The sequence below is a fragment of the Lamprobacter sp. genome, from assembly GCF_034860625.1.
Lineage (GTDB): Bacteria > Pseudomonadota > Gammaproteobacteria > Chromatiales > Chromatiaceae > Lamprobacter.
The window spans coordinates 57,951-74,875 of the sequence record NZ_JAYESN010000003.1 but is presented as its reverse complement, the minus strand read 5'-3'; the positions used below and the strand labels follow the sequence as shown (position 1 = coordinate 74,875).

The 16,925-nt window shown below is 62.7% G+C and carries 18 protein-coding genes and 1 other RNA gene; 16 read left to right on the top strand and 3 right to left on the bottom strand.

Annotation, left to right across the window (positions count from 1 at the left end):
* Positions 1-28 precede the first annotated feature (28 nt).
* From ffs to minE, 8 genes are all read left to right on the top strand, one after another.
* An RNA gene (gene ffs / locus VBE63_RS01525) (signal recognition particle sRNA small type) lies at positions 29-125 on the top strand.
* Positions 126-174: 49 nt separating this feature from the next.
* Positions 175-1,851 (top strand): DNA polymerase III subunit gamma/tau, encoded by a 1,677-nt coding sequence (dnaX, locus tag VBE63_RS01520; RefSeq protein ID WP_323681221.1) that lies wholly within the window; start codon positions 175-177, stop codon positions 1,849-1,851.
* Between the two features lie 105 nt (positions 1,852-1,956).
* On the top strand, positions 1,957-2,280 hold the full coding sequence (locus tag VBE63_RS01515; protein ID WP_323681220.1) for a YbaB/EbfC family nucleoid-associated protein: 324 nt from the start codon (positions 1,957-1,959) through the stop codon (positions 2,278-2,280).
* Positions 2,281-2,396: 116 nt separating this feature from the next.
* Entirely contained in the window at positions 2,397-2,993 is a 597-nt protein-coding gene (gene recR / locus VBE63_RS01510; RefSeq protein ID WP_323681219.1) for a recombination mediator RecR, read from the top strand.
* A 30-nt stretch (positions 2,994-3,023) separates the two neighbouring features.
* A complete protein-coding gene (locus VBE63_RS01505; protein WP_323681218.1) occupies positions 3,024-3,368 on the top strand; it encodes a histidine triad nucleotide-binding protein in 345 nt (114 codons plus the stop codon).
* Positions 3,369-3,436: 68 nt separating this feature from the next.
* Positions 3,437-4,219, top strand: coding sequence for a septum site-determining protein MinC (gene minC, locus VBE63_RS01500; RefSeq protein ID WP_323681217.1), 783 nt, complete (start codon positions 3,437-3,439; stop codon positions 4,217-4,219).
* A 184-nt stretch (positions 4,220-4,403) separates the two neighbouring features.
* A complete protein-coding gene (minD, locus tag VBE63_RS01495) occupies positions 4,404-5,213 on the top strand; it encodes a septum site-determining protein MinD (protein ID WP_323681216.1) in 810 nt (269 codons plus the stop codon).
* 2 nt (positions 5,214-5,215) lie between these two features.
* Positions 5,216-5,491 carry a cell division topological specificity factor MinE gene (minE, locus tag VBE63_RS01490; RefSeq protein WP_323681215.1) on the top strand — a complete coding sequence of 92 codons (276 nt, stop codon included), beginning with the start codon at positions 5,216-5,218 and terminating at the stop codon, positions 5,489-5,491.
* Positions 5,492-5,588: 97 nt separating this feature from the next.
* Here the strand turns inward: minE and VBE63_RS01485 are convergent, their stop codons facing one another.
* From VBE63_RS01485 to VBE63_RS01475, 3 genes are read right to left on the bottom strand one after another with little or no spacing between them, the layout of a single operon-like run.
* Complete coding sequence (locus VBE63_RS01485) at positions 5,589-6,059, bottom strand: EVE domain-containing protein (RefSeq protein WP_323681214.1); 471 nt, start codon at positions 6,057-6,059, stop codon at positions 5,589-5,591.
* A gap of 32 nt (positions 6,060-6,091) precedes the next feature.
* The gene (gene rsgA / locus VBE63_RS01480) at positions 6,092-7,102 is read right to left on the bottom strand and encodes a ribosome small subunit-dependent GTPase A (protein WP_323681213.1); all 1,011 of its coding nucleotides are present in this window, start codon (positions 7,100-7,102) and stop codon (positions 6,092-6,094) included.
* Positions 7,103-7,124: 22 nt separating this feature from the next.
* Positions 7,125-7,412 (bottom strand): cytochrome c, encoded by a 288-nt coding sequence (locus VBE63_RS01475; protein ID WP_323681212.1) that lies wholly within the window; start codon positions 7,410-7,412, stop codon positions 7,125-7,127.
* 62 nt (positions 7,413-7,474) lie between these two features.
* Here VBE63_RS01475 and orn point away from each other — a divergent pair, with 62 nt between their 5' ends.
* The 8 genes from orn to hflX all read left to right on the top strand — a co-directional run bounded on the left by orn (position 7,475) and on the right by hflX (position 16,773).
* Positions 7,475-8,017, top strand: a complete 543-nt coding sequence (gene orn / locus VBE63_RS01470) for an oligoribonuclease (RefSeq protein WP_323681211.1) — start codon at positions 7,475-7,477, stop codon at positions 8,015-8,017.
* A gap of 21 nt (positions 8,018-8,038) precedes the next feature.
* A complete protein-coding gene (locus VBE63_RS01465; RefSeq protein ID WP_323681210.1) occupies positions 8,039-9,553 on the top strand; it encodes an NAD(P)H-hydrate dehydratase in 1,515 nt (504 codons plus the stop codon).
* A gap of 176 nt (positions 9,554-9,729) precedes the next feature.
* Positions 9,730-10,176, top strand: coding sequence for a tRNA (adenosine(37)-N6)-threonylcarbamoyltransferase complex ATPase subunit type 1 TsaE (tsaE, locus tag VBE63_RS01460; protein WP_323681256.1), 447 nt, complete (start codon positions 9,730-9,732; stop codon positions 10,174-10,176).
* A 293-nt stretch (positions 10,177-10,469) separates the two neighbouring features.
* Positions 10,470-11,879, top strand: coding sequence for an N-acetylmuramoyl-L-alanine amidase (locus VBE63_RS01455; protein WP_323681209.1), 1,410 nt, complete (start codon positions 10,470-10,472; stop codon positions 11,877-11,879).
* A gap of 62 nt (positions 11,880-11,941) precedes the next feature.
* Positions 11,942-13,870 carry a DNA mismatch repair endonuclease MutL gene (mutL, locus tag VBE63_RS01450; RefSeq protein WP_323681208.1) on the top strand — a complete coding sequence of 643 codons (1,929 nt, stop codon included), beginning with the start codon at positions 11,942-11,944 and terminating at the stop codon, positions 13,868-13,870.
* 92 nt (positions 13,871-13,962) lie between these two features.
* Positions 13,963-14,928: a tRNA (adenosine(37)-N6)-dimethylallyltransferase MiaA gene (miaA, locus tag VBE63_RS01445; RefSeq protein WP_323681255.1), complete on the top strand. Its 966-nt coding sequence runs from the start codon at positions 13,963-13,965 to the stop codon at positions 14,926-14,928.
* A gap of 192 nt (positions 14,929-15,120) precedes the next feature.
* A complete protein-coding gene (gene hfq / locus VBE63_RS01440) occupies positions 15,121-15,369 on the top strand; it encodes an RNA chaperone Hfq (RefSeq protein ID WP_323681207.1) in 249 nt (82 codons plus the stop codon).
* 57 nt (positions 15,370-15,426) lie between these two features.
* Complete coding sequence (gene hflX, locus VBE63_RS01435) at positions 15,427-16,773, top strand: ribosome rescue GTPase HflX (RefSeq protein WP_323681206.1); 1,347 nt, start codon at positions 15,427-15,429, stop codon at positions 16,771-16,773.
* The last annotated feature ends 152 nt before the right edge of the window (positions 16,774-16,925 follow it).

The window sequence follows — 16,925 nt, the reverse complement described above, 5'->3', positions numbered from 1 at the left end:
CTGTTACATCATTATCAATGGTGGGATGCGTCGGTCCCCTCGCAACGCGAAGCCGTGAACCCGGTCAGGCCCGGAAGGGAGCAGCCGCAGCGGTGGATGTGTGTGCCGGGGTGTGGCTGGCGCAGCCCGCCACCCTTTATCCTGGCTGCGTCAGGCTCGTCCGAATCTGATCCCATGACCTATCAGGTCCTCGCGCGCAAATGGCGTCCCCGGTCCTTCGCCGATCTTGTCGGACAAGCGCATGTCGTGCGTGCGTTGGTCAATGGCCTTGAGCGCGGCCAGCTTCATCATGCCTACCTGTTTACTGGCACCCGTGGCGTTGGTAAGACCACCCTCGCCCGTATTTTGGCGAAGACGCTGAACTGTGAGCAGGGTGTTGGCCCAACCCCCTGTGGGGTCTGCTCGGCCTGTACCGAGATCGATGCTGGGCGTTTCGTCGATCTGCTGGAGGTCGATGCCGCCTCGCGGACCAAGGTCGATCAAACTCGCGAGCTGCTCGATAACGTGCCCTTCGCACCGGTGCGCGGGCGCTTCAAGGTCTACCTGATCGACGAGGTGCACATGTTCTCGGCGAGCAGCTTCAATGCGCTGCTCAAGACCTTGGAGGAGCCGCCGCCCCATGTGAAGTTCGTGCTTGCCACCACCGATCCGCAAAAGCTGCCGGCAACGGTGCTCTCGCGCTGCCTGCAATTCAACCTCAAGCGCCTGCTGCCTGAGCAGATCCGCGATCGCTTCTCCAGCGTGCTCGAGGCCGAGGCCATCGGTTTCGAGCCGCAGGCGCTGAGCCTGCTGGCGCGCGCCGCTGACGGCAGCATGCGCGATGGGCTCAGTCTGCTGGATCAGGCGATCGCCTTCGGTGCCGGCCAGGTCAAGGTCGATGACGTCCGCACCATGCTGGGCACCCGCGGTGGGGAGTTGACGCTCGATCTGCTCGAGGCCATGGCCGTTGGCGATGCGGCGCGGGTTCTCGCCGAGATCGGCCGCATCGCTGAACTGACGCCAGATTTCTCCTCGGTGTTGGTTGATCTGATTGCCGCCTTGCATCGCATTGCGCTGGCGCAGCAGGTGCCGGCCACCCTAGGTGGCGATGACCCCGACGATGAGCGTCTCGCAGTGCTTGCGGCTCAGCTGCCGCTGGAAGACGTCCAACTCTACTATCAGGTGCTGCTGACGGGGCAGGCCGACCTCGATCTCGCGCCTGACCCTCGCGCCGGACTGGAGATGGTGCTGTTGCGGGCACTGGCGTTTCGGCCGGCTCCGACCGATGCCAGCAGCCCAGGCTCGCCCACGTCAGCGCCGCCGACGGGCGCAGAGCCGATCGGTGCAGCGGGCTCGCCTGATGGCTCAGAGCCTGCTCGCAGTCTTCGCGCCCAAGCCGACGATGAACCGAAAGCGAGCGCGCCTTGCCAGGCGCCAGCAGCCGATGCGGTGGCATCTGATTCTCGCTCGCTCAGCTGCGCTGAGGACTGGGCGCGGTTGGTGGAGACGATGGGCCTGGGCGGGCTCGCGTTGGAGTTGGCTCGCCATTGCGCGCTGAGCGCTTGGGATGGGCAACGGCTGCGGTTGGTGCTTGACCCAGGGCTTTTGCATCTGCGTGCCGCCGGCGCCGAGCAACGGCTCGGGGCGGCAGTGGCCGCGGCGCTTGCCTGCGACCTGCGCCTAGAGATCTTGGCCGAGCCTGTCACGGATGAGACGCCAGCGCTGCGCCGCGCGCGCGATGATGCGAACCGGTTACGCGCTGCCGAGCATGCCTTGCAGGCTGATCCTGTTGCTCAGCGGTTGCGCGAGCGCTTCGATGCCGAGTGGATACCGGGTACGCTCACCGCACTGCCGACAGCTGCGGCGGGTTGATTTGGCCTTGAGGCCTGTTGTGCTGCAGAGTTAGGACCGACTCAGCGAGCCGAGCCAAGGCCGCTGAGCGGAATGTTTAGATCACCGATGAGAAGAGGTACGGCAATGAAGAGCGGATTGGGCGGGATGCTAAAGCAGGCCCAAAAATTGCAGGAAGATATGAAGAAATCGCAAGAGCGGCTTGCGAGTGAAGAGACGACCGGCGAGTCCGGTGCCGGTATGGTCAAGATCACCATGACCGGTCGCCATGAGGTCAAGCGGGTTGAGATTGATCCATCGCTGATGACAGATGACAAAGAGATGCTTGAGGATCTCATTGCTGCGGCCTTCAACGATGCGTCGCGCCGCGTTGGCGAAAAGGCGCAGGAGAGCATGGCGGAGCTGACCGCAGGGCTGCCATTGCCGCCTGGGATGAAGCTTCCATTTTGAGTTGCCTGGTGGCTCGACGAGCAGTCGATCGGCGATGCCCCGACGCCGTGGCGCAGGCATGATCCGAGTCAATGCCTTGCCAGTGGTTGATTGTCTGTGACCGGCGGTCGATTGCAGTGTCTGAGGCTAGTTTGTTAAATCAGCTCGTGGAGTCCTTGCGCCGGCTGCCGGGTATCGGGCCGAAATCCGCCCAGCGGATGGCCTTTCATTTGCTTGAGCGTGATCGGGACGCAGGACGTCAGCTGGCGCAGGTCATGGCTGCGGCAATGGAGCGCATCGGCCGTTGCGAGCGCTGCCGAACATTGACCGAGCATGCGCGCTGCCATCTGTGCTCGAGCCAACGGCGCGATGCCCGTCTGCTCTGTATCGTTGAGCAGCCGTCGGATATCGTCGCGATTGAGCAGGCGACCCATTACGAGGGGCTCTATTTCGTGCTCGGGGGCCGGCTGTCCCCGCTCGATGGCATTGGGCCAGAGGAGCTCGGTCTTAACCGGCTTGAGGCGCGCTTCATGGAGCCCGAGCTTGGGGAGGTCATCCTGGCGATCAGTCCGACAGTCGAGGGGCTTGCGACCGCCCATTACATCGCCGACCTAGCACGCGGTTCCAGCCTGCGCCTGAGCCGCATCGCGCATGGTGTGCCGCTCGGCGGTGAGCTCGAGTTTGTCGACGGCAGCACCCTGGCCCATGCCTTTGCCGGTCGGCAGGGGCTGTGATCCACATCTACACCAAGAGCGGAGAGACGGATGTCTGATACGATCTTTGGCAAGATCGCCAACGGCGAGGTGGCGGCGGACTTGCTCTATGAGGACGACCATGTGCTGGCATTTCGCGACCTCAATCCGCAAGCCCCGGTGCATGTGCTGGTGATCCCGCGCAAGCCGATCCGAACCCTCAATGAGGCAGGGCAGGAAGATGCTGAGCTGATCGGTCGCCTGATGTTGGCTGCGGCTAAGGTAGCCGAGCAGGAGGGCATTGCCGAGCATGGCTACCGGACCCTGATTAACTGTAACGCTGGTGGCGGTCAGACCGTTTACCATCTGCACGTCCACCTCATTGGCGGTCGTCCGCTGCAATGGCCTCCAGGCTGATGACTGGATTCTGATTCAGCGGGTCGGCGCGGCCGCCTATCGTCTCTTTTTGGAGTAATGTCGAGACCATGTCATTGACCACTGGAATACCAGCCAGGGATCAGGGTGAGGGCCATGAGACGGCAAAGACCGAGCCGGCGTTTGAGCTGAAGGCTGCAGCCTTCATCTTGCCCGTGATTCGGCTGTTGCGACTGGATATGGATGCCGTTGAGGCGCAGTTGATGCCGAAGGTGAAACAGGCGCCAGCCTTTTTTCAGAATACGCCGGTGGTGATCGAGCTCAGCGCGCTGCCATCGGCAGATGAGGACGTTGGCTTTCCGCAGTTGGTGGGGCTGCTGCGCGGATTGGGCATGATTCCGATTGGTGTGCGTGGCGGCAGCGCGCCGCAGCATGAAGCAGCCAAGGCCATGGAGTTGGCCATCCTGAGCGATACTGCGAAGCCGCCAAGATCGGAGACCGGGGAGGATGTGGCGCTTGGGATGCCAGTCGCTGGCCCGTCTGATGACACTCAGATTGGAGTTGAGCCTGGCTCGCATTTTATTGATCGTCCAGTGCGCTCTGGTCAGCGTGTCTACGCCGCCGGTGGTGATCTGACCGTGATCGCGGCGGTCAATTCTGGTGCCGAGCTGATGGCCGATGGCAATATCCACGTCTACGCGCCGATGCGCGGTCGCGCGATTGCGGGGCTGCATGGCGATACAAAAGCACGTATCTTCTGCTCCGACCTGCAAGCGGAGTTGGTCTCGGTTGCCGGTCACTATCGGGTCAGTGATAGTATCCCCGCAAATCTAAAGGGCTGCCGCACGCAGGTCTTTTTGGATCATGATGTGCTGCGCATCGAACCGCTTTAGCCTGGGGCTGTGCTGTTTTCGCACTGAGCCAGTGCTGCTTTAGTCTTTGCTCGCGCCGCTGGCGCATGGGCATTGCTACGGCTTAAGCGAGTGCGTTCTCTGCAGCGGTGGCCACTGGCTAGCGGCAGTGGTGGGTCGAAGGCGGGTTTTCGAACAGGGTCAACACGAATAAGGGGAGTCCTTCTTGGCCAGAACTATCGTCATAACCTCGGGGAAAGGCGGCGTCGGCAAGACCACGACAGCCGCTGCGATGGCCATGGGCCTCGCGCAGCGCAGCCATCGCACAGTGGTGATTGATTTCGATGTCGGTCTGCGCAACCTCGATCTGATCATGGGCTGTGAGCGCCGCGTGGTTTACGACTTTGCTAATGTGATCAATGGTGAGGCGAACCTGAATCAGGCGTTGATCCGCGACAAGCGTTGTGAGCATCTGTTTATCTTGCCGGCATCGCAGACGCGGGATAAGGATGCGCTGACTCAAGAAGGGGTCGGGCAGGTACTCGATGAGCTTCGCAAAACCTACGATTACATCGTCTGCGATTCGCCTGCAGGTATCGAGCATGGCGCGCTGATGGCCATGTACTTTGCCGACGATGCGGTTGTGGTGACGAATCCTGAGGTATCCTCGGTTCGCGACTCCGATCGTATGCTCGGCATCCTCTCCAGCAAGTCGCGCCGTGCGCTCGAGAACGAGGAGCCGATTCGCGAGTTCCTATTGCTGACCCGCTACTCACCAGAGCGTGTTGCGAGCAGCGAGATGCTGGCGGTCGAGGATGTGCAGGAGATCCTCTCGCTCAACCTGCTAGGCGTGATTCCGGAGTCCAAGTCGGTGCTCAATGCATCCAATGCGGGTATCCCTGTGATTCTTGATGTTGAGTCCGACGCGGGTCAAGCCTACAGCGACATGGTCGCCAGGTATCTGGGCGAGGAGCGGCCGATGCGCTTTCTCGAGATGGAGCGCAAGGGGTTGTTCAGCCGATTCTTCAGGGGGTGATTTTGGTAGGGCTACTCGACTATTTTCGCGGTCCTGGCGGGGCCAGCAAAGGCTCGGCCTCGGTTGCCAAAGAACGGCTGCAAATCCTGGTTGCACATGATCGCGCTGCGCGCGATCGCCCTTCCTATCTCCCGAGTCTGCAGCAAGAGATCCTGGCGGTGATTCGCAAGTATGTCGAGGTCGACAATGACGCGGTTTCGGTGCATTACGAGCAGGAAGATCGGCACGAGATCTTGGAGCTGAACATTGTGCTGCCGGACCCAGAGGGTCGAGCTTAGGCGATTCGCTGAGCCTCTGCCACCGCTGTATTCGCCGCTGTGCGAGCCGTTATGCTGACGCCGTGCGAGCCGTTATGCTGAGCAGGTCTGGCAAGACTCATCCTGCTTCGAGGCTAAGGATGAACTCCCACTGCTGATCGGATACCGGCATGATCGATAAGCGATTCCCTTTGCGCACCAATGGAAAGCCAGACAGCGCGTCATCGGCATACTGTTTGAGCTCATTGAGGCTAATGTTGCGCTTTAGATCACGTACATAGCGCACATCCACGAGGTACCAGCGCGGGTTAGCTGGGTCGCTCTTGGGGTCATAGTAGGGGTTGGCTGGGTCGAACGCGGTCGGGTCGGGATAACCGGTGCTCATGACCTCGATGATGCCGACGATACCGGGCTCTTTGACGTTGGAGTGGTAAAAGAACCCGAGGTCGCCGATCTGCATCTGATCGCGCATCATGTTGCGTGCCTGGTAGTTGCGCACCCCGTCCCAAGGCTCGGCCTGGTCGTGACGGGCCTTGAGATCCTCAATGCCGAAGGCGTCGGGTTCTGATTTTAGAAGCCAGTGTGCCATCTGCGTCTCCTCGTGTTGACAGGCCGTTCCGATCATTCGCTGCTGCGGGTGATGGCCTTTGCAAGCTGGTGGAAGGCCAGCAGCCGGTCAGGCGCGATCGCACCATCGGCGCTGGCCATGAGGATTGCGCAATCCGGTTCATGCTGATGATGACAGTCGCTGAAGCGGCAGCGACCGAGGAAAGGGCGGAACTCAGGGAATCCCTGCTCGAGCTCGGGGCGGGCAATGGCCCCGAGTCGAAAGCTGCGCACACCGGGTGAATCGATCAGGCGTCCGCCGCTGTCGAGACGATAGCTGGTTGCGGCCGAAGTGGTGTGGCGCCCAAGGCCGGTGGCCGTGGAGAGGGCGCCGATCTGGATCGCTTGATCCGGCAGTAAGGCTTTGATCAAGGACGACTTGCCAACCCCGGACTGGCCAACCAGGATGCCGGAGCGATCAGCGAAGTGCTCGCGCAGCGGTGCAATGCTCGGGTCCTGTTTCAGGCTCAACGGCAGCAGCCGATAGCCGATCTTGGTGTAGTGCTCCAGCCCGCCAAGGAAGGCAGCGCGCTCGGTGTCGTCGAGCAGATCCATCTTGTTGCAGAGGATCAGCGCCGGCACGCCGATCCGTTCTGCCGCCACCAAATACTGATCGATCAAGAAGCCTGTTGGCGGTGGCTGCGGTGCGATCACGATGGTCAGCAGGCCGATGTTTGCCGCTAGTGGCTTATCTTGGCCGCTGGTGCCGGGCCGGCTGAGCAGGGTCTCGCGCGGTTGAATCGCCGTGATGACGCCAGCGTTTGGACCAGAGGGCTGCCAGACCACTTGGTCACCACAGACGGGATGACCGATATGCTGTCGGGTGACGCAGTGATGGACCTGTCCGTCCTGATCCTCGACGAGTAACGTGGCACCATGGCGGACGACGACGAGGCCGTTGCGCTCGGCCTCCTCGTCGAGCTCGCTGAGCGCGAGCTCAGCACGCGCCTCGACCTTGCTCCGGCGACGATCCTGAATGCGCTCAATGCGCGCGATCTGTCGCTCCGAGAGACGCCGCCGCGGCATTGCTAACGAGGCCGTGCCATGGTCAAGGCTCGAATTTGTAGTATTCGCGGTTGAGCAGCGCGGTTACGGCATCGACTTGATCATCGAACCAGGTCAGACCAAGGTTTTGCTCGCACATCCGCACCTGGCCGTGCAGGGCGTCGAGGGAGCCGATGCGTCGATCCTCGCGCGTGTAGACCTCGGCGCCGTGGCAGCTGGTGCAGTTCTGATCGAACAGGGCTTGGGCGTCAACGGCGTCGTCGGCTTGGGCATGCAGGCCGACCATGATGAAGGATGCGGCCGCAAGGCTGAGCAGGAAACGCTGGATCATGAGATTCTCCTCGAGTTGAATGGGCTTTCGGGTTAACGGCTTGCAAACCTAATGGGGTGACCGTGGTAAACGAAGATAACCTGATCTGGATGGATCTGGAGATGACCGGGCTTGATCCCTTCCGCGACCAGATCATCGAGATCGCGACCCTGGTGACCGACTCGGACTTGCGCGTCCTCGCCGAAGGTCCGGTGGTCGCGATCCATCAGCCGGAACAGGTCTTGGCCGCGATGGACGACTGGAACCAAACCCATCACAGCGCCTCTGGGCTGCTGGAACGGGTTCGCAACAGCCGCGAAGACGAGCGCTCGGCCGAGGCTAAGACATTGGCGTTCCTTGAGGCCTGGTGCAAGGCCGGAGCCTCGCCGCTGTGCGGGAATAGTATCTGCCAGGATCGCCGTTTCTTGGCGCGCTGGATGCCGCGCCTCGAAGCCTTCTTCCACTATCGCAACCTTGATGTGAGTACGCTGAAGATTCTAGCGCAGCGCTGGGCGCCGCAGGTGGCCGAGGCGGTAAAAAAGGAGGGCGCTCACCTGGCACTGTCCGACATCCAGGAATCGATCGCCGAGCTTGCCCATTATCGCGCCGAGCTGCTGCGGTTCTGACGGGCCTAGGAGAATGACGGCATGACCCCTGAGCTACCTGAGTCCCGACAGTTGCCGCGAGCGCTCTATCGCGCCGAGCAGGTTAGAGCTTTGGATCAGACGGCCATTGAGCAGCAAGGTATTCCGGCGGAACAGCTCATGGAGCGGGCCGGTGCGGCGGCCTTCTCACTGTTACGCGCACGCTGGCCGAAGGCGCAGTCGCTGGTCGTCTTGGCCGGCGCGGGTAACAATGGTGGCGATGGTTATGTGCTCGCCAGATTGGCGCATCGCCATCAGCTCAGCGTGCGCGTGCTGAGGCTTGGCGATCACAGCCGCCTGCAGGGGGCGGCTTTGGCGGCTGCCGATGCCTATGCTGCCCTAGGCGGACAGGCTGAGCCCTTTCAGCGGCTCCCACCGGATGCGGAGCTGATCGTTGATGCGATGCTTGGCACTGGGCTCGAGCGGCCCTTGACGGGGCCTTGGGCGGACGCGGTGGCACAGAGCAATGCCTCGCGCGCGCCGGTCTTAGCGCTTGACATCCCCTCTGGATTGCACGCGGATAGCGGTCGGGTGCTCGGGGTGGCGATTCAGGCGACCGCCAGCATCAGCTTTATCGGCCTTAAGTGTGGCATGTTTACCGGGCAGGGGCCTGATCATTGCGGTGAGATCTGTTTCGATGCATTGCGTGTACCCGCGCTGATCTATGCCAGCGAGATCCCCGTTGCGCGTCGGATCGACTGGGGTCAGCAGATGCGTTTGTTGCCGCGGCGGCGTCGCAGTGCCCACAAGGGCGATTTCGGCTACCTGCTGGTGGTCGGCGGTGACCGGGGTATGAGTGGCGCAGCACGCCTTGCCGGGGAGGCGGCCTTGCGCGTTGGCGCTGGACGTGTTGCGATCGCGACCCATCCGGCCCATGCGGACCTGTTGAACCTCGGTTGCCCCGAGCTGATGGTGCATGGGGTGGCAGAGGCCGATGAGCTTGATGCCTTGCTGCAGCGCGCGACCCTGGTCGCGCTCGGACCCGGATTAGGTCAGGACCCTTGGGGACGATCGTTATACGCCCGGGTGCTCGCGGCCAACAAACCGGTGGTGGTGGATGCTGATGCGCTCAACCTGCTCGCACAGGCCCCGCAGCAGCGTCGTGACTGGGTGTTGACGCCTCATCCCGGTGAGGCGGCTCGGCTGCTCGGCTGTTCGGCTGCCGAGGTTGAGGCGGATCGCTTTGCAGCGTTGCAACAGCTGCAGGAGCATTATGGCGGGGTGGTGGTGCTCAAGGGTGCCGGTACGCTGATTGACGGCCCGGGGCTGCGCCCCGTCGCGGTCTGCATCGAAGGCAATCCAGGGATGGCCAGCGCGGGCATGGGTGACGCGCTCACCGGCATCATCGCCGCGCTGATCGGGCAGGGGATGGAGCCGGTTTTGGCCGCGGAGGCGGGCGTTTGCCTGCACGGCGCGGCCGGCGATCGCGCCGCAGCGCAGGGTGAGCGCGGTCTGCTCGCGAGCGATCTGATTGCAGCATTGCAGCCGTTACTGGGCTTGGCGGAGACATCCTCATGAGTTGGCACGCGGGTCAGACTCAAGCTCCCGGTGAAGGTCTGATGCAGGCGCCTGATCAATCCAGCCGCCGATCACTGGTCGAGTCATCAACTGTGGCACCAGCCGGAGCATCGGCCGAGCCAGGGGTTGACTCAGCTGCCGAGGTTGAGCTTGAGGTTGCCGGCGAGGCCGCGCAGCTGAGGCTCGGAGCGCGGCTGGCGGCGTTGTTGCGTGCCTACCCTGGTATCGTCTATCTGCGTGGCGATCTCGGCGCTGGCAAGACCACGCTGGTGCGCGGTCTGCTCCGTGGGCTGGGCTATCAGGGGGCGGTCCGCAGTCCGACCTACACCTTGATCGAGCCCTACGAGGCTGTTGATCCCCCGGTCGTGCATCTGGACCTCTATCGTCTCGCCGATCCAGAGGAGCTCGACTATCTTGGCTTGCGCGATCTGCTTGAGCGTTCTGCTCTGATCCTGATCGAATGGCCGGAGCGTGGCGCAGGGGCGCTGCCGCCGGCTGACCTCGAACTGCTGATCGAGCACGCTGCCGATCAGCGCCGGATCAGGCTCAAGGCCTGTCCGAATTGGGCGCCCCTGCTCTCGGCGCTCTCGGTGCCATTGGCGGGGTTAGAGAACTCCGATTAACTCCCCTCGCTTGCGGCTCGCCGGGCTTGCCTGTAGGGGCTGTGTTGGCCGCCTCGCTAGAGCCCTGCTGAGCAGCGGCGAGCGGCTGTTTCATGGGTTGATACGCTGTTGCGCTGGCGCTACTCTGAACTCGGCCAGGTGTTAAGAAGTGCCCTCAAACGGCGGTTTCAGCTTGGTAATCCCTGCAGATACGTCTATGCTTTAGAGGTAAAAATACCACCCGCTCCATGGGGGGCGACGACCGATAGGTGCCCAGACAGATGCTTTGGATGCTGGCTCGAACCAGTTTCTTGATGCTTTTCCTGAGCTTCGCCGGCCTGGCCTCTGCGGCCCAGGTGGGCGTCGATGGCGCTCGCATGTGGACTGGCCCCGAGTACACGCGGTTTGTGGTCGATGTCGCGGCCCCTGTCGGGCATCGCGTGTTTGCGCTGGATAATCCGCACCGGCTGGTGATTGATCTGATCGATGCCCGGCTCAAGGGCAAGCTACCCGAGCCTGCCGCCGATGATCCCGTCGTCGCCAATCTGCGCAGCGGCATTCGTGAGGGTGACGATCTGCGCATCGTGCTTGACCTGAAGCAGGAGGTGCGGGCGAAGAGCTTCAACCTGGGGCCGAGCGGCTCCCACGGTCATCGGCTGGTGATCGATCTCTCCCCGAAGGCGGGCTCGGCGGTGGCGTCGAAAAAGGCGCTGTCGCGCTCCAGTACAAGCGCCAAGGCGGCTGCCGAGGCGATGGCCGCGCCTGAAGCGGCGTCGATCACCCCAGGCGGTGGGCATCTGTCGATTCGCAGTCAGAGGCCGGCGAATCGTGATCTCATTGTCGCCGTTGATGCCGGTCATGGCGGTAAGGACCCTGGGGCTATTGGTGGGGGAGGCACCCACGAGAAGGACATCACCCTAGCCATCTCGCGAAAGCTGGCGCAGCGGATCAATGCCCATCCGGGCATGCGAGCGGTGATGGTTCGTGATGGCGACTACTACCTGCATCTGCGTAAGCGAATTGAGATTGCGCGTGAACATCGTGCGGACCTCTTCGTCTCGATCCATGCCGATGCCTTCAAAGATCCGCGGGTGCGAGGCTCGTCCGTGTTCACGCTCTCGGCTGGGGGGGCGACCAGCGAGGCCGCGCGCTGGATTGCCGAGCGAGAAAATCGTGCCGACCTGATCGGTGGCGTCGATCTCAAGCAGCGCGATGATCTGCTCGCGAGCGTGCTGCTCGAGATGAGTCAGAATGCGACCATCGAGCTCAGTGGCATCGCTGCGACTAAGGTGCTGGCCAAGCTGCAGCGGCTGGGTGAGGTGCATCAGCAGCATATTCAGCAGGCCGGTTTCGCCGTCCTCAAATCCCCGGATATCCCATCGATGCTGGTCGAGACCGCCTTTATCTCGAATCCGGATGAGGAAAAGCGTCTCAACAACCCGAGCTACCAGAACAAGCTCGCTGATGCGATCCGCGATGGCATCATCGAATACTTTGCCGAGTATCCGCCACCGGGAACGCGCTTTGCCACAGCGTCCGCGCCGGCAACGGCGCTGGCGAAGGCGACGACCTCGGCGGCGCGCCAACACCGTATTCAATCCGGTGAGACCCTGTCCGAGATTGCCAGCAGCTACAACGTGAGGTTGAGCGTGCTGCGTGATATCAACCAGTTGCAGGGCGATCAGATTCGCGCCGGGCAGGTGCTCCTCATTCCTGGCAGTTGAGTCTGCTGGCCGATTGCGAATTCGGTTGCGAATTCGGCCAGCGTTTCTGTTTCAATGCTGCGATGCCAAGCATTCGTCAGTTACCTCCGCTCCTGATCAACCAGATCGCCGCTGGCGAGGTCATCGAGCGCCCGGCGTCGGTGGTGAAGGAACTCCTGGAGAACAGCCTTGATGCTGGGGCGCGCCAGATTCAGATCGAGCTGGAGCAGGCGGGCATCAAGCGCATCTCTGTGCGTGATGACGGCTCTGGGATCAGCCCTGATGACCTTGCCTTGGCCGTCGCTCGTCATGCGACCAGTAAGATCAGCAGCCTCAACGATCTCGAGGCAGTGGTTAGCCTTGGGTTTCGCGGCGAGGCACTGCCGAGCATCGCATCGGTGGCGCGACTTGAGGTGATCTCCCGCGAACAGGGGGCTGAGCACGGCTGGCGGTTGAGCGCCGACGGGACCGATCACAGCATGGAGCCGGAGCCGGCCGCACATCCGGTGGGGACCTCGGTGGAGGCGCGTGATCTTTTCTATCGTGTGCCGGCACGGCGAAAGTTTCTGCGCACCGAGCGTACCGAGCTTGGCCACATCGAGCAGCTGATCCGGCGCATGGCGCTGGCCCGGTCTGATGTCGGTTTTCGCGTGCAGCACAATGGGCGCGAGCTATTCGACCTGCGCGCCGCTCCCAGGCCTGAGTCTGGGCCCGAGCCTGAGACGCAGCCGCTGTTCGCGACAGTCCGCGCTGAACGCTTGCGGACTTTGCTCGGCGAGGCCTTTGTTGAACAGGCGCTCGAGGTTGATGAGCAGGCGGTTGGGCTCGCGCTCCGCGGCTGGGTGGCGCGACCGGCGTTCTCGCGCAGTCAAGCCGATCAGCAGTTCTTCTTCGTCAACGGCCGCATGGTCCGCGATAAGTTGGTCGCGCATGCGGTGCGTCAGGCCTTCCAAGATGTGCTCCATCAGGGACGGCATCCGGCCTATGTGCTCTACCTGCAGCTCGATCCGCGCCAGGTCGATGTCAATGTCCATCCGGCGAAGCATGAGGTGCGTTTCCGCGAGGGCCGGCAGGTCCATGACTTCCTGTTTCGCAGTCTGCATCGACGACTCTCCGATCGCGTTGGTCAGGGGTCGCCTCAAGGGCGCCTATTGGCTGATCCGGGGTTGTCTGGCCTTGGTGATGATGAGCATCCAGAGTCGACAACGGCTAGGGACAGCGTCTCTGCGCCCAACCAAGCCCGACTGCGGTCGCGGATCAGTGATGGTCGGAGCGCCTATGCGGCAGCCTTGGGGTTGCAGATGCCGGACCCTGCGCCTGCCGCTGCGTTGGACCCTACCTTGGCCGCTTCCCGGCTTGATCGAAGCGATGCCGCCGGACTCGATGGGCTGTCTGCCGAGGCTGGCCATGTCAGCGCTGATCCAGGGCTGCCGCCGCTTGGCTTTGCGATCGGCCAGTTGAATGGCGTCTATATCTTGGCGCAGTGCGCCGATGGCCTCATTTTGGTGGATATGCACGCTGCGCATGAGCGGGTCGGCTATGAGCGGTTGAAGTCGGGCTGGGGCCAGGGGGCGGTGCAGCAACAGCCGCTGTTGGTGCCGATCGCGGTGGCGGTCTCAACGCGCGAGGCTGATCTTGCCGAAGATCAGCAGGGATTGCTGTCAAGGCTGGGGGTCGATGTTGATCGGGTTGGACCAGAACGGCTGCTGTTGCGGGCGATTCCAGCCATCCTCAGTGGCGCCGACCCGGAGCAGTTGCTGCGGGATCTGCTGGCTGATCTGGTCGCCGAAGGCACCAGCGATCGCGTTTGCGCCGAGATCAACCAGGTGCTCTCGACCATGGCCTGCCACGGTGCCGTGCGCGCCAACCGGCAGCTGACCTTGCCAGAGATGAATGCGCTGCTGCGGGCGATGGAGCGCACCGAGCGCGCCGACCAGTGCAACCATGGCCGGCCGACCTGGATCAAGCTCAGGCATCAAGACTTGGATCGGTTGTTCTGGCGCGGGCGCTGAGGATGGCTGACCGACCTGATCAAGGCCTGCGTGCTCCGGGTAGCGCTGCCGTGGGAGAGACTGCGAATGATGATGGCCTTGGGCTGCCAGCCATGAGTCTACTTGATGCGGCTGAAGGGAGTGCGCGGCCTCCGGCAATCCTCATCACCGGGCCAACCGCCTCTGGGAAGACCGATTTGGCGCTCGCGATGGCGGCACAGCTGCCCTGCGAGCTGATCAGCGTCGATTCGGCGCTGGTGTATCGGGGGATGGATATCGGGACTGCGAAGCCCGCGCCGAGCGTTCTCGAGCGGTTTCCGCATCGTTTGATTGATATCTGCGATCCTAGCGAGGTCTATTCGGCGGCGCGCTTTCGCGAGGATGCGCTGAGGGCGATGGCCGAGATCACGGCTGCTGGCCGCATCCCGCTGTTGGTTGGTGGCACCATGCTGTATTGGCGCGCACTGGTTGCTGGTCTCTCGCCACTGCCAATGGCACAGCCCGAGGTTCGCGCGCAGCTCGCCGAGCGTCACGCGATGGAGGGAGCCGCCGCGATGCATGCTTGGTTGACCGAGGTCGATCCGCAGACCGCGGCGAGGGTGCATCCCAATGATCCGCAACGCGTTCAACGGGCGCTGGAGGTGTACTTGGTCAGCGGTCGACCGATGAGCGAGCTTTGGCATCGAGATGCCGGCAGTGCACTGCCCTATCGTCTCTTGAAGCTGGTGCGCTCACCGCGCGAGCGGATCGTGCTGCATCAGCGCATCGCAGCGCGGCTGCAAGCCATGTTCGCAGCGGGTTTCGAGGAGGAGGTGCGGGCTTTGTACGCGCGGGGTGATCTCAATGCCAATCTCCCCTCCATGCGCTCGGTCGGCTATCGGCAGCTATGGGCCTATCTGAACGGCGAACTGAGCTGGGAGCGGATGCGGGAGAAGGCCCTCGCTGCGACTCGGCAGCTCGCAAAACGGCAGTACACCTGGCTGCGGGCCGAGCCTGACGCGGTTTGGCTCTGGGATGGGACCGAGATCGAGCAGAGCGCGCTGCAGCAGGTGGAGGCCTTCCTCAATGTTGTTCGGTGAGGCTAGTGCGTCGATCTGCGTGGCTTCGCTGATGAGGCTTGCATGTTGCTGCGGCATCTGCTTTCAGCTCTGTGCTATCTTGCAAGTCTTGACTGGGTTTGTTTGATGGTGCGCTATCGCGATACCAGCCCGTGATAACAGCCGTGCTAACAACCCTGATAACAACCCTGATAACAACAAGGAGAAGCGCCCATGTCCAAAGGGCAGAGTCTACAAGATCCATTTTTGAACGCCTTGCGCAAAGAACGTGTGCCCGTCTCGATCTTCCTCGTGAACGGCATCAAGCTGCAAGGTCAGATCGAGTCTTTTGATCAGTTCGTCGTCTTGCTGAAGAACAATGTCAGCCAGATGATCTACAAGCACGCCATCTCGACCGTGGTGCCGACGCGCAACGTCAAGCTGCCGCAGCCACAGGATGCGGACGAGGAGGACGACGGCTGATCGTGCTACTCGCAGACGATCGTTCATCCGGCTTGGCCGACGCGCTGAGGCGATCGGATGTTTGAGCGCCCAAAGGCGGGTGAGCGCTCGATCCTGGTCCAGATCGCGATGGGCCGGCCGACGACCGGCGATGCGGCCGAGGAGTTTCAGCTGCTCGCCGAGGCCGCTGGCGCGGAGGTAGTCGGGACGCTGGGTGGTTCTCGCGATAGCCCAGATCCGCGGCTGTTCATCGGCTCTGGCAAGGCCGATGAGCTCAAGGCGCTGGTCGCGGCTGCAGAGGCCGAGCTGGTCATCTTTGATCATGCGCTCAGCCCGGCTCAGGAGCGTAATCTTGAGCGTCTGTTGTCCTGCCGCGTTGTTGATCGCAGCGGTTTGATTCTCGACATCTTCGCCCAGCGCGCGCGCTCAGCCGATGGCAAGCTCCAGGTTGAGCTGGCACAACTGCGTCATCTTTCGACACGGCTGGTGCGAGGCTGGACCCATCTGGAGCGCCAGAAGGGCGGCATCGGTCTGCGTGGTCCTGGCGAGACCCAGCTCGAGACCGACCGGCGGCTGTTGGGCCGGCGCATCGCACTCTTGAACGAGCGCCTAGCCAATGTCGAGACCCAGCGCGGACAGGGGCGACGTGCACGGGATCGGGCTGAGATTCCAACCGTCTCCCTGGTGGGCTACACCAACGCGGGCAAGTCGACGCTGTTCAATCAGCTGACTGAGGCTGGCGTCTATCAGGCCGATCAGCTGTTCGCGACCCTTGATCCAACCCTGCGGCGGTTGCGTCTGCCCGCCGGCCCATTAGCCGTGCTGGCCGATACGGTCGGCTTCATCAATGGGCTTCCACATGAGCTGGTCGCGGCCTTTCGCTCGACCTTGCGAGAGACGCGCGAGGCGTCACTGCTGCTGCATCTGGTGGATGCGGCGTCGCCCGAGCGCGATCGCCGCATCCGCGATGTCGAGGCGGTGCTGGCGGAGATCGGGGCGCAGGATTGTCCGCAGCTGTTGGTCTACAACAAGATCGACCTGGTCGAGGATCAGGCGCCGCGTTTGGATCGGGATGCTGAAGGTCGCGTCTGGCGCGTCTGGTTGTCGGCACAGACCGGAGCTGGCGTTGAGCTGCTGACAGAGGCCCTGAGTGAGCGATTGCGCGGTGAGCTGGTGCAAGCGTCGTTATTGCTCGGGCCTACAGATGGCGCCTTGCGCGCCTGGCTATTCGAGCATGCTAGCGTCTTGGATGAGGTTGGCACGGATGAGGGCGGCTGGCGGATGGAGGTCGAGCTGGCGCGGCAGCAAGTCGACCGCCATCTCGATGCCGACCCAGGTTGGCAGCGCTGCTTACTGGAGTGCGAAGAGGCCGTTGCGGAAGACCCACGCTTGGCGGTTGCGTTGGATGGTCTTCATGGTGCTTGATGCGCTGCTGAGCCGTCGATCTGGAGTCACTGGGCGTTGTCTGGATCAGTCGACGCCACGTACAATATGCTGTTTTGGCTCAGCCCGCGTCCTTGATAACCGGCGCGGGGGCGGCACTTTTCCACCCGAGATGCTGTCAGCCTTCTCGACCG

Excerpts from the sequence above, each read along its gene's own strand:
- dnaX (WP_323681221.1), top strand. The coding sequence starts at position 175 with ATGACCTATCAGGTCCTCGCGCGCAAATGGCGTCCCCGGTCCTTCGCC.
- VBE63_RS01515 (WP_323681220.1), top strand. The coding sequence starts at position 1,957 with ATGAAGAGCGGATTGGGCGGGATGCTAAAGCAGGCCCAAAAATTGCAG.
- VBE63_RS01505 (WP_323681218.1), top strand. The coding sequence starts at position 3,024 with ATGTCTGATACGATCTTTGGCAAGATCGCCAACGGCGAGGTGGCGGCG.
- minC (WP_323681217.1), top strand. The coding sequence starts at position 3,437 with ATGTCATTGACCACTGGAATACCAGCCAGGGATCAGGGTGAGGGCCAT.
- VBE63_RS01485 (WP_323681214.1), bottom strand. The coding sequence starts at position 6,059 with ATGGCACACTGGCTTCTAAAATCAGAACCCGACGCCTTCGGCATTGAG.
- rsgA (WP_323681213.1), bottom strand. The coding sequence starts at position 7,102 with ATGCCGCGGCGGCGTCTCTCGGAGCGACAGATCGCGCGCATTGAGCGC.
- VBE63_RS01475 (WP_323681212.1), bottom strand. The coding sequence starts at position 7,412 with ATGATCCAGCGTTTCCTGCTCAGCCTTGCGGCCGCATCCTTCATCATG.
- VBE63_RS01465 (WP_323681210.1), top strand. The coding sequence starts at position 8,039 with ATGACCCCTGAGCTACCTGAGTCCCGACAGTTGCCGCGAGCGCTCTAT.
- VBE63_RS01455 (WP_323681209.1), top strand. The coding sequence starts at position 10,470 with ATGCTTTTCCTGAGCTTCGCCGGCCTGGCCTCTGCGGCCCAGGTGGGC.
- mutL (WP_323681208.1), top strand. The coding sequence starts at position 11,942 with ATGCCAAGCATTCGTCAGTTACCTCCGCTCCTGATCAACCAGATCGCC.
- miaA (WP_323681255.1), top strand. The coding sequence starts at position 13,963 with ATGAGTCTACTTGATGCGGCTGAAGGGAGTGCGCGGCCTCCGGCAATC.
- hfq (WP_323681207.1), top strand. The coding sequence starts at position 15,121 with ATGTCCAAAGGGCAGAGTCTACAAGATCCATTTTTGAACGCCTTGCGC.
- hflX (WP_323681206.1), top strand. The coding sequence starts at position 15,427 with ATGTTTGAGCGCCCAAAGGCGGGTGAGCGCTCGATCCTGGTCCAGATC.